Raw genomic sequence first — 13,441 nt, 5'->3', positions numbered from 1 at the left:
CGATGTTAGATCCTCGATTGCTTAGAAATAGCATAGAAGAAACTGCACAAAAACTTAAAAAGCGTGGATTTACGCTTGATATAGAAGCTTATTTGGCGCTAGAGGAAAAACGCAAATCGCTACAAGTAGAAACCCAAGATTTGCAAAATGAACGAAATACTCGCTCCAAAGCCATAGGCAAAGCAAAAGCATCGGGACAAGATATTGCGCCATTATTGGCTGAAGTAGAGTCATTAGGTGACAAGCTAACGGCTGCAAAAGCTGAATTAGAAAAAGTACAAACGTCACTTAATATTTTTTATCAAGAAACTCCAAACATTCCAGCTGATGAAGTGCCAGAAGGTGCTGATGAAAATGACAATGTTGAAGTATTAACATGGGGTGAAATTCCAGAATTTGATTTTAAAGTCAAAGACCATGTAGACGTTGCAGCGAAAATAGACAACGGTTTAGACTTTGAAGTGGCGGCAAAACTTTCAGGTTCTCGTTTCGTCGTTATGAATGGACAGGTAGCGCAGTTGCACAGGGCAATTGCTCAATTTATGTTGGACACTCACACCCAAGAGCATGGCTACCAAGAGGTATATGTTCCTTACTTGGTTAATTCCGATAGTCTTTATGGTACGGGTCAATTGCCAAAATTTGGTGAGGATTTATTTCACACCAAACCAGCCACTGAAGAAGGTCAGGGCATGTCCTTGATCCCAACAGCTGAGGTGCCGCTTACCAATATTGCCCGAGATACTATCCTGCCTGCGGATAATCTACCGTTAAAAATGACGGCACATACTCCTTGTTTCCGAAGTGAAGCGGGAAGTTATGGACGAGATACTAGAGGCCTTATTCGTCAGCATCAATTTGATAAAGTCGAAATGGTTCAGTTGGTTTTACCTGAAACCAGTATGCAAGCGCTAGAAGAGCTAACCGGGCATGCAGAGAAGATTTTGCAAAAACTGAATCTGCCGTATCGAAAAGTCATTTTATGTACAGGCGATATGGGGTTCGGCTCTTGTAAAACCTATGATCTAGAAGTTTGGTTACCAGCGCAGGATACTTATCGAGAAATTTCTTCTTGTTCTAACATGGGAGATTTCCAGGCGAGACGAATGCAAGCTAGATATCGTTCAAACGACATGAAGAAGCCAGAATTACTGCACACCTTAAACGGTTCTGGTTTGGCGGTTGGTCGAACCCTAGTAGCAATTCTAGAAAATTATCAGCAGGCTGATGGTAGTGTAAGAGTACCAGAAGCATTAGTACCTTACATGAAAGGTAAAACTGTTATTAAATAACGCTATAGGCATTTAGCGGGTTTAGGTAAACCCGCTAATTTACTTGCCATCTTTGCCGGTCCATCTGGAAACAAGCGCTGCAAATAGCGACTATTGCCAACATCGGGTCCAAATTTTTCTTTAAGAGATTTCACTAAAATACGGATTGCCGGGCTAGTGTCATATTCTTGATAAAAGTCGCGCACGAAATGTATCACTTCCCAGTGTTGTTCTGTTAGTTGAATACCTTCAAGCTTTGCAAAAGCCTCGGCGACACCTTGATGCCAAAGTGCTTGGTTTTCTAGGTAACCATTTTTATCCAAGGCTAACTTTTCATCTCCAACAATTAATACTGTCATTTTATAGCCTTATAACGGGCGCGTGTTGAGCACATAAATTTACCCATTTCTGATCATCGATAAATTCTACCTGCTTGTTCTTTATGCTAGGTTTAGGTAATCCACTGGCTTGCCAATCTGTTTCTAATACGAATAAGTCACCAGCAAAGTCCTGCAATTTATCTATGGCGTAGATAGCATCCATCATTAGCACTACTAGATTACCCTTTTGATTAAACGGCTGTAGTTGTTCTACATCACTTTTTGACATTAATATAATCATTAAAACACCAATACCGACTGAGCGTTTGAAAGTAAACTGGCATATTCATTTTCAGATAATAGAGATACTTCAATTTCATCCGATAGCATCTCTTGATTGAACTGCTCTGGTAACTGGGTGATGTATATATCATCGATCTCATACATGAGCAGTAGCTTCAATTTCTTGTAAAGATTAACATTGTCTAAGCGGGTTGAAGTCTGTTGCTTAACCAATTGAAGGATCCCTAGACCTGAGAGCACAAAGTGTACATGCGTATCTAAGTTGCTTGCTGATAATGCAGCTTCTAGTGCATCCAATGGTAAGGTATTTCTTAATGGTGACTCAGTGGAAACTATAACAATATAACCCATTAAAATTGCACTCCTATCACTTCTGGTGATTTTAGAGTCGCAAAATAGTCCATCATACCGGTAGGAAAGAAGCCCTGAGCGTAGTTAAAACGAGCATTTCCTTCTTGGTCACATAGTCCTCTTTTTTCTCCAGCCGTGGGACAAACACATAGTTTAAAACCGTGCTCTTGTGCTAAAGCAAGCCACTGCTGTTGAATTCTAGCTAACTCAGTATTATCTCCATCTGCATCAAGCGTTAATAGCGTCCCATCGCCATAAAAAAATACCTGGGCTACTTTATTTCCAGAAGCATAAGTCGCACGACAAAACCTTAACGCATGAGTAGCGTTAGCTTGAGTAGGGGATTGTGTAATAAACAGGGCGAATGTTGTCATTTATACATCTGAAAATTGCTAACATTACGATTATAAACAAAAAAACGCCCCAAGTGGGGCGTCTTTTAATTGCTAATTCATTTTTAGTCGTCTGAAGCGCCTAAAAGTGAAAGTAAAGAGATGAAAATATTATAAATGTTCAAGTATAAAGATACTGTTGCCATAACATAGTTTGTTTCACCACCGTGAATGATACGGCTTGTATCAAACAGTATAAAACCTGACATGATAAATAAGATAACGGCGTTAATCGCAAGAGATAGTGCTGCCATTCCTAAAAAGATATTAGCAATAACTGCGATAACTGCAATCATAAGACCTACAAATAAGAAGCCACCCAAGAAACTAAAGTCTTTCTTAGTGATTAGTACATAAGCAGATAGCGTGAAGAATATTAACGCTGTACCTGCTAATGCTTGAAACACAAGAGCACCAGATCCTGCGGCTACGTAGTAATTAAGGATAGGACCTAAACTTGCACCCATTAAACCGGTAAAGAGGAAAGTAATAGGCAAAGCTGCTGCAGAATTCGCCTTACTCCTCAACAAAAATAACGTTCCAAATGCGGCAAGTGTTAAGACTAAACTCATACCACCGCCGATACCAATCATCATTGCAATTACCGCAGTTATTGCACTGAAGCCAAGAGTTAACGCCAACAGCATATAAGTGTTTCGCAACACTTTGTTAATTTCAATTGCTGGCCTTTCGACCGAAGTAGTGTACATAGTACGCCTGTCCATTTTTTTCTCCGTTTAAAACTTGAGTAATTTACTAAACTATTCTTAGTGTAGTTTTATGGGTTTTGGTTCAGTTTTTCAAGTTAAATCGTAGTCACAAATGTAAAAATTTTTAAATCTGTGCGTTTTATACGCAAACAATCAGCTTTTTATGCAAAAATTGCGGATTTGCGCTTTACAAATGTGTTATAGCTAATTAATATTCGCACCACTTAAGGAGAGCTGGCAGAGTCCGGTTGAATGCACTTGACTTGAAATCAAGCGAAGGGTCAAACCTTCCGGGGGTTCGAATCCCTCGCTCTCCGCCACATTTAAGAAAACCCCGCCATTTGCGGGGTTTTTTTATGCTTGTTTCTCATCAATAATATTTAAAGGTATTAAAAAGCATTCTTTAAATACGGATGTAACCCCTTTAAATAGGCAAAAAAGTATTTCATATTGGATGTTTTTATATAATACTGTAGATGTTTCCATATACGGTAAATAATAACAAACAGGTTCAATTGCGACGTGATCAAGATATTAGTAGTGGATGACCATGAGCTCGTAAGGACAGGGATAAGCCGAATATTAAATGACGTCAAAGACTTTAAAGTCGTTGGTGAAGTTGGAAGTGGGGAAGAAGCGGTCGAGTATTGTCGAAAAAACTCGCCTGACATTGTCCTTATGGATGTTTCTATGCCAGGTATTGGTGGTTTAGAAGCAACCAAAAAAGTACTCAGGTTTTGTGACGGAACCCGAGTGATTTGTGTATCTATGCACAAAGAAAACCCTATACCCATTAAAATTATGCAAGCTGGCGCATATGGTTTTTTGACCAAAGATGCTGAATATAGCGAGATGATAAACGCTATTTATAAAGTATCTAGTGGACAAAAATATATTTCACCTGAAATTGCCCAACAAATTGCCATTGGCCAATTAGATGTTTCCTCAGAAAGTCCTTTTGATCAACTCAGTGATAGAGAGCTTGAGATTACTATGATGTTAACCAAAGGCGTGCGCGTCATTGAAATTGCTAAAAGACTCAGTTTGAGCACTAAAACCGTAAATACCTATAGATACAGAATGTTTGAAAAACTGGGAATAGGTTCAGATGTTGAACTAACACATTTAGCTTTACGTCATAAATTAATTCAAACAAGCGCTTAATGGGGTGGAATGTCAGCTAGCTCGGATTCAACTTTTGATGCTGAACACTTTTTAAAAAATCTTACAACTGCCCCGGGCGTATACCGTATGTATAACGCCGCGAATGACGTTATATATGTCGGCAAAGCAAAAAACTTAAAAAATCGCCTCAGCAGTTATTTTAAATCTAATCATGAAGATCGAAAAACAGCGACTTTAGTTAGCCATATAGCCAATATAGACGTTACCTTGGTTTCCAGTGAAACTGAAGCTTTTCTGTTAGAAAACAACTATATAAAAAAATATCGCCCTAGATACAATGTTGTTTTACGTGACGATAAATCCTATCCCTATATTTTTCTGTCTGAACACAAACATCCTCGTTTAAGTTTTCATAGGGGAAGTAAAAAACAGAAAGGCCAGTATTTTGGGCCTTATCCAAGTGCCTGGTCTGTACGAGAATCACTTAGATCACTGCAAAAGCTGTTTCCAATTCGTCAATGTGAAGATAGTTACTATCGAAATCGTTCGCGGCCTTGCCTGCAATATCAAATGCAGCGATGCAGTGCACCTTGTGTGCAAGGTTATGTGAGTGACGACGAATACAATGCACAAGTACAGCTGGCTACCTTATTTCTTAAAGGCAAAAATACGGCTGTAATTGATTCCTTAGTGAAAAAGATGGAAACGGCCAGTGAATCTTTGAATTTTGAAGCCGCAGCTAAATATAGAGATCAAATTAGTGCGTTGAGAAAAGTACAAGAGCGCCAGTTAATAAGCGCATCTCAGCAAGAATTAGATGTATTTGGTTTTGCCTTTAAAAACGGAATAGCCAGCATCTACGGTATTTTTATTCGTGATAATCAGCTTTTAGGCAGTAAAGCCTATTTCCCCAAGGTGCCCAAAGGTTCATCTGAACAAGAAGTATTTAGTGCTTTTGTGTTGCAGTTCTATTTAGCTGGCAATAAAACCATTCCCAAACAAATTGTTATTCCAATTAAACTAGATGAAATTGATGATATTCAAGATGTTTTGTCGGTGGAAGCGGGGAGAAAGGTGCGCTTTTATGAGGGAGCTAGAGACGAAAAGCGTAAATACTTGGAATTAGCGTCGAAAAACGCATTAAATGCATTAGAAACACAGCAAAATCAGCAATTATCCTTGTTTGAGCGGTTTACTGATTTAGAAGCCATTTTAGAAACCGATTCGCCCATTAAACGAATGGAATGCTTTGATATTTCTCATACTTCTGGTCAACAAACAGTAGCATCCTGCGTAGTATTTGATCGAAACGGACCGTTAAAATCAGATTATAGACGTTTTAATATTGAGGGCATTACGCCTGGTGATGACTATGCGGCCATGGCGCAGGCATTAAAGCGACGTTATAAATCACCAAATAAAGATGCGAAAATTCCCGACCTTTTATTAATTGATGGGGGTAAAGGTCAACTTTCACAAGCTGAGCAACATTTTAAAGATTGGCCGGATGATTGTAAGCCGCAAATAGTTGGTGTTGCAAAAGGCACATCAAGAAAACCTGGCTTAGAAACCCTAATCTTTGCTTATTCGCACCAACAAATTCCAGTACAGCCGGATCAGCCAGGACTGCATTTAATACAACACATTCGAGATGAGTCTCATCGATTTGCTATTACAGGGCATCGAAACCGACGACAAAAGGCTAAAAATACATCAGGATTACAGGATATACCTGGTGTTGGCGCGAAACGGCGACAAAGTTTATTAAAATATACAGGCGGCTTGCATGGGCTGAAAAAAGCCAGTAAAGACGATTTATCAAAAATTCCCGGAATTAGTAAGGAATTAGCAGAAACTATCTATGAATATTTGCATTCATAACGCTAAATGTTTGATAAGATAGCCAGTAGTTAGATTATTGATGTAGATTTATGATTTGGACATTACCCAATATCATCACTATTTTCAGAGTAGTGTTGATTCCCGTTTTTGTTGCGGTGTATTTTTTAGATTGGAAATGGGCGCGTGAACTTGGCGCATTTATTTTTTGGTTAGCCGCTATTACGGATTGGTTTGACGGGTATTTAGCACGTAAACTTAAACAATCGACCGCATTTGGTGCCTTTTTAGACCCTGTAGCAGACAAATTAATCGTTGCCGCAGCACTGGTGATGGTTACGCATACCTTCGCTACGCCACATATTACAATACCCGCCATCATTATTTTAATTCGAGAGATTTATGTATCGGCCTTAAGGGAATGGATGGGCCAGCATGGTGTTTCTGACGCCGTAAAAGTAAATTTGATTGGAAAAGCGAAAACTATGTCACAAATGTTAGCCCTTATTGGACTGCTGTCTGGTTTGGACTATTTTATGGGCTTTCCAATTTATTGGGTATTTTTAGGTAAAATATTACTGTGGATTGCCGCGTTTTTATCGGTATGGTCCATGATTGTATATTCAAATGCGGCATGGAAAGCCCTAAAACGCATTGATTAACACCCAGAAAAGGTTATTTTTACAGCGTTCTGTTTAAAAAATAGCTGAACAGAATAATAATCGAATTTTAGTAGTTGACAGATACATTTATCTCGGTAGAATTCTGCCCACATTTCGAGGGGCTGTAACGAAACTTGAAATGTGAGCAACAAAATATGCGGGAATAGCTCAGTTGGTAGAGCACATGCCTCGTCACGAAGTGATTGACAAGGCTTGGCGAACCAGATGTTGCAAAGAACGCTAGCTAAACAAAATATGCGGGAATAGCTCAGTTGGTAGAGCACAACCTTGCCAAGGTTGGGGTCGCGAGTTCGAGTCTCGTTTCCCGCTCCAAATTTTAAGTCTTTGACTTATAACTTGGAATCACGGCGCTGTGGCAGAATGGCGATGCAGCGGATTGCAAATCCGTACTATTCCGGTTCGAATCCGGTCGGCGCCTCCACTTACTGCTACGGTAAGCACCCATGCCCGGGTGGTGAAATTGGTAGACACAAGGGATTTAAAATCCCTCGCTGATAACAGTGTGCCGGTTCAAGTCCGGCCCCGGGCACCATTTCCTCAAATGTTTATTTGAATTGACATTAACTTTCTATAGTTTGCGTCCTTTATTAGCCTGTGTACAATTAAATCAATACGTTCTTTCTTTGCCATGAACTTTCAATTTTAATGATTATGGTCTAGGTCCAATAATTTTTTCTTAACCTGTAAAAGGAAAATACATGTACGAAGAATATGATGATCAGCAAGAGCTAGAAACGGTTTATCAGAAAGCTAAAAAAGCCCTTGAAGAAGTAATGCCTGACTTCAACGCGCTAGATGAATACTATCATTAAAGAAATGTTTAAAAAACGGTGTAGCCATTGTCCGTTTTGCCAGATCTATCTTAATATTTAACCAGAACTATTTTTCAAATTCATATTTTATTTTCACCGAAAATCAACTACATGTTACACTTGCTCCCGAGTTTACAGGGGTAAGTGTATGTCAATTATAAGCACGCAAGAATTACAACTAATCATTGAAAATAACTATATCTGGCGTAACAAAAACGTTCAGTTATTGTTTACCACTATGGATTCGTCGGGGCCGGGTGTTAAACCTGACATTGTGAAGCAAAACCCTGAAGTTAGAATTCCGAACTCTATTTTTTTTGATTTTCAACATGATGTTGTTGATAAATCTAGTCCTTATTCGAACACCATGCCTTCCTTAGATGAATTTGAAACAGCCATGAATGAACTAGGCATTAATCCAGACAATATTTTGATTGTGTACGATGATTTTGGCAATTTTTGCGCTTCAAGAGTCTGGTTTATGTTAAAGAGTGCAGGGGTCTCTGATGTATTTGTGTTGTCTGGTGGTTTACCAAAGTGGTTGCAAGAAGAACGGCAAGTAACTTCATCCTGTATCAGTGCTAACAAAATCGATTCATTTGTTGCCAAGCCTAGTACAGACTATGTTTTTGTGAATGCTGATGAAGTATTAAGTAATATTGAAACAAACACATATAGCCTGCTAGATGCTAGAAGTCCGGGTAGATTTTCAGGGCAAGAGCAAGAAACTCGCGTAGGTTTGCGCTCTGGTCATATTCCTAATTCCGTCAACTTACACTATAAAAACTTACAACAGGAAAATGGCGAATTTAAATCAATAGCCGAAATTTCACATTTGTTAGCTGATATTGAAAAAGAAAATGGGCTCATATTTTCCTGTGGTAGTGGTGTAACTGCCTGTATTCTAGCGCAAGCGGCAGATATGCTAGATCTGAAACCGTTGAAAGTATTTGATGGTTCGTGGTCGCAATGGGGCAAAGAGCAGCATTTACCTATAAAAACTGGGAGTTAATAATGGGTTTAGATCTTGGTGTTTGGCTTACCATTGCTGTCATGCACGCAGTTGCAGTGGCCAGTCCTGGACCAGACTTCGCGGTGGTGTTAAAGCAAAGCTTGCAGCAGGGAAGAAAGCTAGCGATTTGGACAAGCATAGGTGTGGGTGTTGGTATTCTAGTTCACGTAGCCTATTCTTTGCTGGGTATAGGACTTTTGATCAAAGCCAATCAGTGGATTTACAATGTATTGCTTTACTTAGCCGCGGCATACCTAATTTATATAGGTATTTCAGGTTTGCGGAGTGCTTCATCAGTTGATAATCCTGAAGATCTGAATAATGTAAAAGTGCAAACAACTCAGCAAGCATTTTGGATAGGTTTTATTACCAATGGGCTCAATCCAAAAGCTACCTTGTTTTTTCTCGCTTTGTTTTCTTTGGCAATTCCGTTAGAAACCAGCTTAACAGCTAAAATAATCTACGGATGTTATCTAGCGTTTGCTACAGGATGTTGGTTTATCTTTATAAGCTTTATGACGAGCCACCATAAAATTCGATCACTTTATCAACAAAAGGGTTATTGGTTCGATCGAGCTATGGGGATTGTGTTAATATGCATGGCCATACTACTAGTGGTAAATAACTAATAAACTATGGAAAATCAGTTGCCAGAGAATTCAGTGCCGAATGAAACTATAGATGTAAGAAAACTCTTTGAAAGAGCGCTTGTGCTCAGTAAACAAAATACTTTTACTTTATTCCAAGGGTTGGTCGTCATTTTAGCGGTTACTATGATCTTCTCTGTTTACGTGGTTAATACCTTTAATATAAGCTCTATTGAAGATATACAGAAAATTGAAGATCCAAGTTTTTCTTTAGCATTTTTCTTTTATACCTTAATTATATCCCCGATGTGGGCAGGTATTTTGATGATGTCGCTAACATCCGCTAGAAAGCTAAAGCCAAGTCCATTTCAAATATTCCAATATTTCAAGTTCCTACCAGCACTTGGATTAGTTGCAGTGGTAATTGATTTACTTACCCAAATTGGGCTCATGTTGCTTGTATTGCCAGCATTTTATGTCTATATGGTGTCAACATTCATAGTTCCATTGATTACAGATAAGCAACTTGGTCCACTTAAAGCAGCCATTTTATCCGTAAAGATGACGCACCAGCACTTTAATAAAATTGCGTTGCTATATTTAATATTTTTCGGTCTAATGCTCGCAGGATTTGCGAGCCTTGGGTTAGGCTTTATCTGGATTTTACCGTATATACATAATGTAAAAGCGATTTTGTATCAGGATTTATTCTGTAAAACCCTTACTACAGAGATAAATCGCCCTGAAACTACAGGAGTTTTCGATGCATAAGTTTAAAATTATTGGTATTTCGATATTCGTTTCAGTATTAGTGCTTGCACTCATTTGGTTGGTGCAACCAGAGCCTTCCGAGGTGATGGATATTCCTGAAGTGGAATATTCTGACGACCCTGTACCTAATTTCGCTGAAATCAGCAATGTTAAAGAAAAAAAGAAAGCTTTCTTTGATTATTTAAAACCTGCCATTGCGTCCCAAAACGAATATATTTTAAAAGTCCGGCAAAATATACAAGCCTGGCGGGCTAAGTATGTCGCAGGGGAAGAGTTAACCGAAAAGCAGCAAAGAGAACTTGCGTTTTTGTTAGATGAATATCGCGTTGATGAGGATCAACCTGAACTCGTTATTTTCGACAAACTATTAGCTAAAGTTGATATTATTCCTGCTGAGTTAGTTCTAATCCAAAGCGCGAACGAATCTGCTTGGGGAACTTCTCGCTTTGCTCGAAAAGGTTATAACTTCTTTGGGCTTTGGTGTTTTGTTGAAAATTGCGGCTTTGTACCCAAACGACGCAATGATGGCGCATCACATGAAGTAGCTAAATTTGATAATCTTTCTAGTGCGATGTACTCCTACATGAGAAATCTGAATAGCCATCCGGCTTATAAAGAGCTTCGTACAATTCGCCAAGAACTTAGAGAAAATCAACAAAAAATAGCGGCGACCCGGTTAGTCGAGGGTTTAAGCAAGTATTCGGAGCGTGGTGAAGAATACATTGAAGAATTAAAACAAATGATTCGTATCAACAGGGAATTAATTTCAACGTGAAGTATTTTTTAATTGTAGTTTTAAGTGTGTTTTCTGGTTTAAGTGCGGCGGAAGAACTTGTATTAGAATATAAGAGTTTTTATAGCCATGTACGCAAATTAAATAGTGAAGACACTAATAAATTACAATTTGCCTTTGGTTTGAGACATATAGAAAGACAAACTATGTGCGAAATAACCGAGGCTAGAATAAGTACTGATAAAAAACAGATTCCTATCAATATTACCAGTGAAAACAGATTTACAGTCCCCCTTGAGCGGGCACTGAATATGGTAAATGCAAAAGTCATTTTACAATTGAATGATGCAGCTAATAAATGCGATATGTCTGTTCAATTAGAAACTATTCCAGAATTAGTAAAAAATGCATATTCACAACAGGAATTGACTGAGTTATTCAATCAGTATGCAATTTTCTTTGAAGATATGGGCGGCTTTTTATCTTTTATGATGCCTTCGGTTTCTGGTCTAGTTATTCACTTTGACGATTTGAACTACGAAAAACTCAAATCTGGTCACGAAATCATCAATGGTCGACTTGAATTATCAGAGCAAGACATAAAGGATCTTGTCACCATTGAGTTTACCGAAACGCCATTGCGTATTACTGCGCTCACTCAATCTTCTTGAGTAATATTTAACTGATATTGAATTTGTTGTGACAAACGCTGAACGGCTTTGTATCCTTCAATAGACAGTTCTTCCGCTCTATGAAAATCTAATAAGCCAACATCTCGAAGTTGTGGTTCTATCAAAATATCCGGCGGATCACCCGCTAAACGAGATCTTGTAACTCTCGCTTGCAATATCTCTAACGCAGACGACATTACGCCCATGATCCCAGGTGGAGACTTTTTATCTGATTTTGGCGTCGGGGAGAACCATTGTTTCATAAAACCGGAACTGCCTTTTTCCATGAATTCGTCAGTCCGCTGTTGCACTTCCTCATGTTCATGTTCGAACTTTTCAATCAACTCAGGTCGAAAATCGGCTGATAGGTTTACTGCGATTACGAAATCTGCGCCAAGTTGACGACATTGATTTACAGGCACTGGGTTTACAACCGCACCATCAACTAACCATCGCCCTTCATGTTCTATGGGCGCAAATAGGGCAGGGATAGCACAGGAAGCTTGGATAGCATCATTAATATCGCCTTTATTAAATATGACTTCCTTACCTGAATAGAGATCTGTTGCCACTGCAGTAAAGGGTTTTTGCATAGTTTCAAAAGATTTAGCACAGAATTCATTTCTATGTTTTTCAAATACTTTTTGCCCGCTCGCAAGACCGCCTCGACGAAAGCCGATACCCAACAAGGTAAATACTTGCCATTCAGACAAGGTATTTGCCCATTCTTCAAGTTCATTTAACTTACCACTGGCGTATGCTGCACCGACATATGCTCCAATAGAACAACCTGCAACTACGTCTATCTTAACGCCAAGTTCCTCAAGGGCTTTTATAATACCAATATGTGCCCAACCTCTAGCCGCGCCTGCGCCAAGTGCAATTCCAATTTTCACTTAGTATCCTTACTATTTAATTTCTACTATGGATATAGTAGAAGAATCTTCAATGGGGGAGCGTTGAACAAAATTATCTTCTGTATCAAATGCGGTATCCCCTTGTGCTTTATAATCAAAATTACTTTCTAATTGTTCAAAATCAAATAAATTACGATCCAATAAATGCGATGGCGTAACCGATTGAATTGCTCTGAACATTGATTCAATGCGCCCTGGGAAACGTTTATTCCAGTCTTGAAGCATCAATTTGATGTTTTTACGTTGTAAATTCTCTTGAGATCCACAAAGATTGCAAGGAATAATTGGGAACTGCATGGCTTCAGAATATTTAGCAATATCAGATTCGGCGCAATAGGCCAGTGGACGAATTACCGTATGATTACCATCATCACTGACTAATTTGGCTGGCATAGATTTTAATTTGCCACCATAAAACATGTTTAAAAATAAAGTTTCTAGCATGTCGTCTCTATGGTGACCCAACGCGATCTTTGTGGCACCAATTTGACTTGCAGTGGTATATAGAATGCCACGTCTAAGCCTAGAGCAAAGTGAACAGGTGGTTTTTCCTTCAGGAATTTTATCTTTTACAATGGAGTAAGTATCTTCTTCAACGATACGATACTCAACCCCCAAGGTTTGCAAGTATTCTGGCAGCACATGCTCAGGAAAACCAGGCTGTTTTTGGTCTAGATTAACCGCCACTATAGAAAAGGAAATAGGCGCGACTTTTTGCAAATATAACAAAGTATCTAATAGTGTATAACTGTCTTTGCCACCAGAAAGACACACCATAACCTTATCGCCATCAGCAATCATTGAAAAATCAATAATGGCTTTTCCAGTTTCTCGGCGAATTCTTTTTTGTAATTTTTTAAAACTGTTGGAAGAGGTTGCTAACACCTTTACTCAATCTCAATAACTAAAACACAGCAAAATTATACATTATTCAATAGAAAATA

16 protein-coding genes and 4 tRNA genes are annotated in these 13,441 nt (G+C 38.8%); 13 read left to right on the top strand and 7 right to left on the bottom strand.

The window, feature by feature from the left end:
• Window positions 1-2: 2 nt before the first annotated feature.
• Window positions 3-1,292 carry a serine--tRNA ligase gene (gene serS, locus ACNKW3_RS00445; RefSeq protein WP_427397313.1) on the top strand — a complete coding sequence of 430 codons (1,290 nt, stop codon included), beginning with the start codon at window positions 3-5 and terminating at the stop codon, window positions 1,290-1,292.
• A 2-nt stretch (window positions 1,293-1,294) separates the two neighbouring features.
• Here the strand turns inward: serS and ACNKW3_RS00440 are convergent, their stop codons facing one another.
• The 5 genes from ACNKW3_RS00440 to ACNKW3_RS00420 all read right to left on the bottom strand — a co-directional run bounded on the left by ACNKW3_RS00440 (window position 1,295) and on the right by ACNKW3_RS00420 (window position 3,362).
• Complete coding sequence (locus tag ACNKW3_RS00440) at window positions 1,295-1,630, bottom strand: TusE/DsrC/DsvC family sulfur relay protein (RefSeq protein WP_427397312.1); 336 nt, start codon at window positions 1,628-1,630, stop codon at window positions 1,295-1,297.
• 1 nt (window position 1,631) lies between these two features.
• Window positions 1,632-1,892 carry a DsrH/TusB family sulfur metabolism protein gene (locus ACNKW3_RS00435; RefSeq protein ID WP_427397311.1) on the bottom strand — a complete coding sequence of 87 codons (261 nt, stop codon included), beginning with the start codon at window positions 1,890-1,892 and terminating at the stop codon, window positions 1,632-1,634.
• Window positions 1,892-2,245: a DsrE family protein gene (locus tag ACNKW3_RS00430; protein WP_427397310.1), complete on the bottom strand. Its 354-nt coding sequence runs from the start codon at window positions 2,243-2,245 to the stop codon at window positions 1,892-1,894. The genes ACNKW3_RS00435 and ACNKW3_RS00430 overlap by 1 nt, the downstream gene beginning before the upstream one ends.
• Complete coding sequence (locus ACNKW3_RS00425) at window positions 2,245-2,619, bottom strand: DsrE/DsrF/TusD sulfur relay family protein (protein WP_427397309.1); 375 nt, start codon at window positions 2,617-2,619, stop codon at window positions 2,245-2,247. The genes ACNKW3_RS00430 and ACNKW3_RS00425 overlap by 1 nt, the downstream gene beginning before the upstream one ends.
• Window positions 2,620-2,702: 83 nt before the next feature.
• Complete coding sequence (locus ACNKW3_RS00420; protein WP_427397308.1) at window positions 2,703-3,362, bottom strand: Bax inhibitor-1/YccA family protein; 660 nt, start codon at window positions 3,360-3,362, stop codon at window positions 2,703-2,705.
• Window positions 3,363-3,575: 213 nt separating this feature from the next.
• Here ACNKW3_RS00420 and ACNKW3_RS00415 point away from each other — a divergent pair.
• The 12 genes from ACNKW3_RS00415 to ACNKW3_RS00360 all read left to right on the top strand — a co-directional run bounded on the left by ACNKW3_RS00415 (window position 3,576) and on the right by ACNKW3_RS00360 (window position 11,580).
• Window positions 3,576-3,667: transfer RNA gene (locus ACNKW3_RS00415), tRNA-Ser, on the top strand.
• 202 nt (window positions 3,668-3,869) lie between these two features.
• Window positions 3,870-4,511 (top strand): UvrY/SirA/GacA family response regulator transcription factor, encoded by a 642-nt coding sequence (gene uvrY, locus ACNKW3_RS00410; protein WP_427397307.1) that lies wholly within the window; start codon window positions 3,870-3,872, stop codon window positions 4,509-4,511.
• A 9-nt stretch (window positions 4,512-4,520) separates the two neighbouring features.
• Window positions 4,521-6,353 (top strand): excinuclease ABC subunit UvrC, encoded by a 1,833-nt coding sequence (uvrC, locus tag ACNKW3_RS00405; protein WP_427397306.1) that lies wholly within the window; start codon window positions 4,521-4,523, stop codon window positions 6,351-6,353.
• 53 nt (window positions 6,354-6,406) lie between these two features.
• Window positions 6,407-6,973 (top strand): CDP-diacylglycerol--glycerol-3-phosphate 3-phosphatidyltransferase, encoded by a 567-nt coding sequence (gene pgsA, locus ACNKW3_RS00400; RefSeq protein ID WP_427397698.1) that lies wholly within the window; start codon window positions 6,407-6,409, stop codon window positions 6,971-6,973.
• Window positions 6,974-7,230: 257 nt separating this feature from the next.
• A tRNA-Gly gene (locus ACNKW3_RS00395) sits at window positions 7,231-7,306 on the top strand.
• A gap of 34 nt (window positions 7,307-7,340) precedes the next feature.
• Window positions 7,341-7,415 (top strand) — tRNA-Cys (locus ACNKW3_RS00390).
• A 24-nt stretch (window positions 7,416-7,439) separates the two neighbouring features.
• Window positions 7,440-7,526 (top strand) — tRNA-Leu (locus ACNKW3_RS00385).
• 428 nt (window positions 7,527-7,954) lie between these two features.
• Window positions 7,955-8,818: a sulfurtransferase gene (locus ACNKW3_RS00380; RefSeq protein WP_427397305.1), complete on the top strand. Its 864-nt coding sequence runs from the start codon at window positions 7,955-7,957 to the stop codon at window positions 8,816-8,818.
• A 2-nt stretch (window positions 8,819-8,820) separates the two neighbouring features.
• A complete protein-coding gene (locus tag ACNKW3_RS00375; RefSeq protein WP_427397304.1) occupies window positions 8,821-9,447 on the top strand; it encodes a LysE family translocator in 627 nt (208 codons plus the stop codon).
• 18 nt (window positions 9,448-9,465) lie between these two features.
• Window positions 9,466-10,176 (top strand): hypothetical protein, encoded by a 711-nt coding sequence (locus tag ACNKW3_RS00370; protein WP_427397303.1) that lies wholly within the window; start codon window positions 9,466-9,468, stop codon window positions 10,174-10,176.
• The gene (locus ACNKW3_RS00365; protein WP_427397302.1) at window positions 10,169-10,951 is read left to right on the top strand and encodes a glucosaminidase domain-containing protein; all 783 of its coding nucleotides are present in this window, start codon (window positions 10,169-10,171) and stop codon (window positions 10,949-10,951) included. Before ACNKW3_RS00370 ends, ACNKW3_RS00365 begins: the two co-directional genes overlap by 8 nt.
• Complete coding sequence (locus tag ACNKW3_RS00360; protein WP_427397301.1) at window positions 10,948-11,580, top strand: DUF2987 domain-containing protein; 633 nt, start codon at window positions 10,948-10,950, stop codon at window positions 11,578-11,580. Before ACNKW3_RS00365 ends, ACNKW3_RS00360 begins: the two co-directional genes overlap by 4 nt.
• Here ACNKW3_RS00360 and rssA read toward each other — a convergent pair.
• Window positions 11,568-12,476 (bottom strand): patatin-like phospholipase RssA, encoded by a 909-nt coding sequence (gene rssA, locus ACNKW3_RS00355; protein ID WP_427397300.1) that lies wholly within the window; start codon window positions 12,474-12,476, stop codon window positions 11,568-11,570. The two genes, ACNKW3_RS00360 and rssA, sit on opposite strands and share 13 nt — an antisense overlap.
• A 12-nt stretch (window positions 12,477-12,488) precedes the next feature.
• On the bottom strand, window positions 12,489-13,382 hold the full coding sequence (ttcA, locus tag ACNKW3_RS00350) for a tRNA 2-thiocytidine(32) synthetase TtcA (protein ID WP_427397299.1): 894 nt from the start codon (window positions 13,380-13,382) through the stop codon (window positions 12,489-12,491).
• Between the last annotated feature and the right edge of the window lie 59 nt (window positions 13,383-13,441).

This window comes from Glaciecola sp. 1036, assembly GCF_050306235.1.
Lineage (GTDB): Bacteria > Pseudomonadota > Gammaproteobacteria > Enterobacterales > Alteromonadaceae > Glaciecola.
The sequence above is the reverse complement of the archived record's forward strand: the minus strand, read 5'-3'. Positions and strand labels throughout refer to the sequence as shown.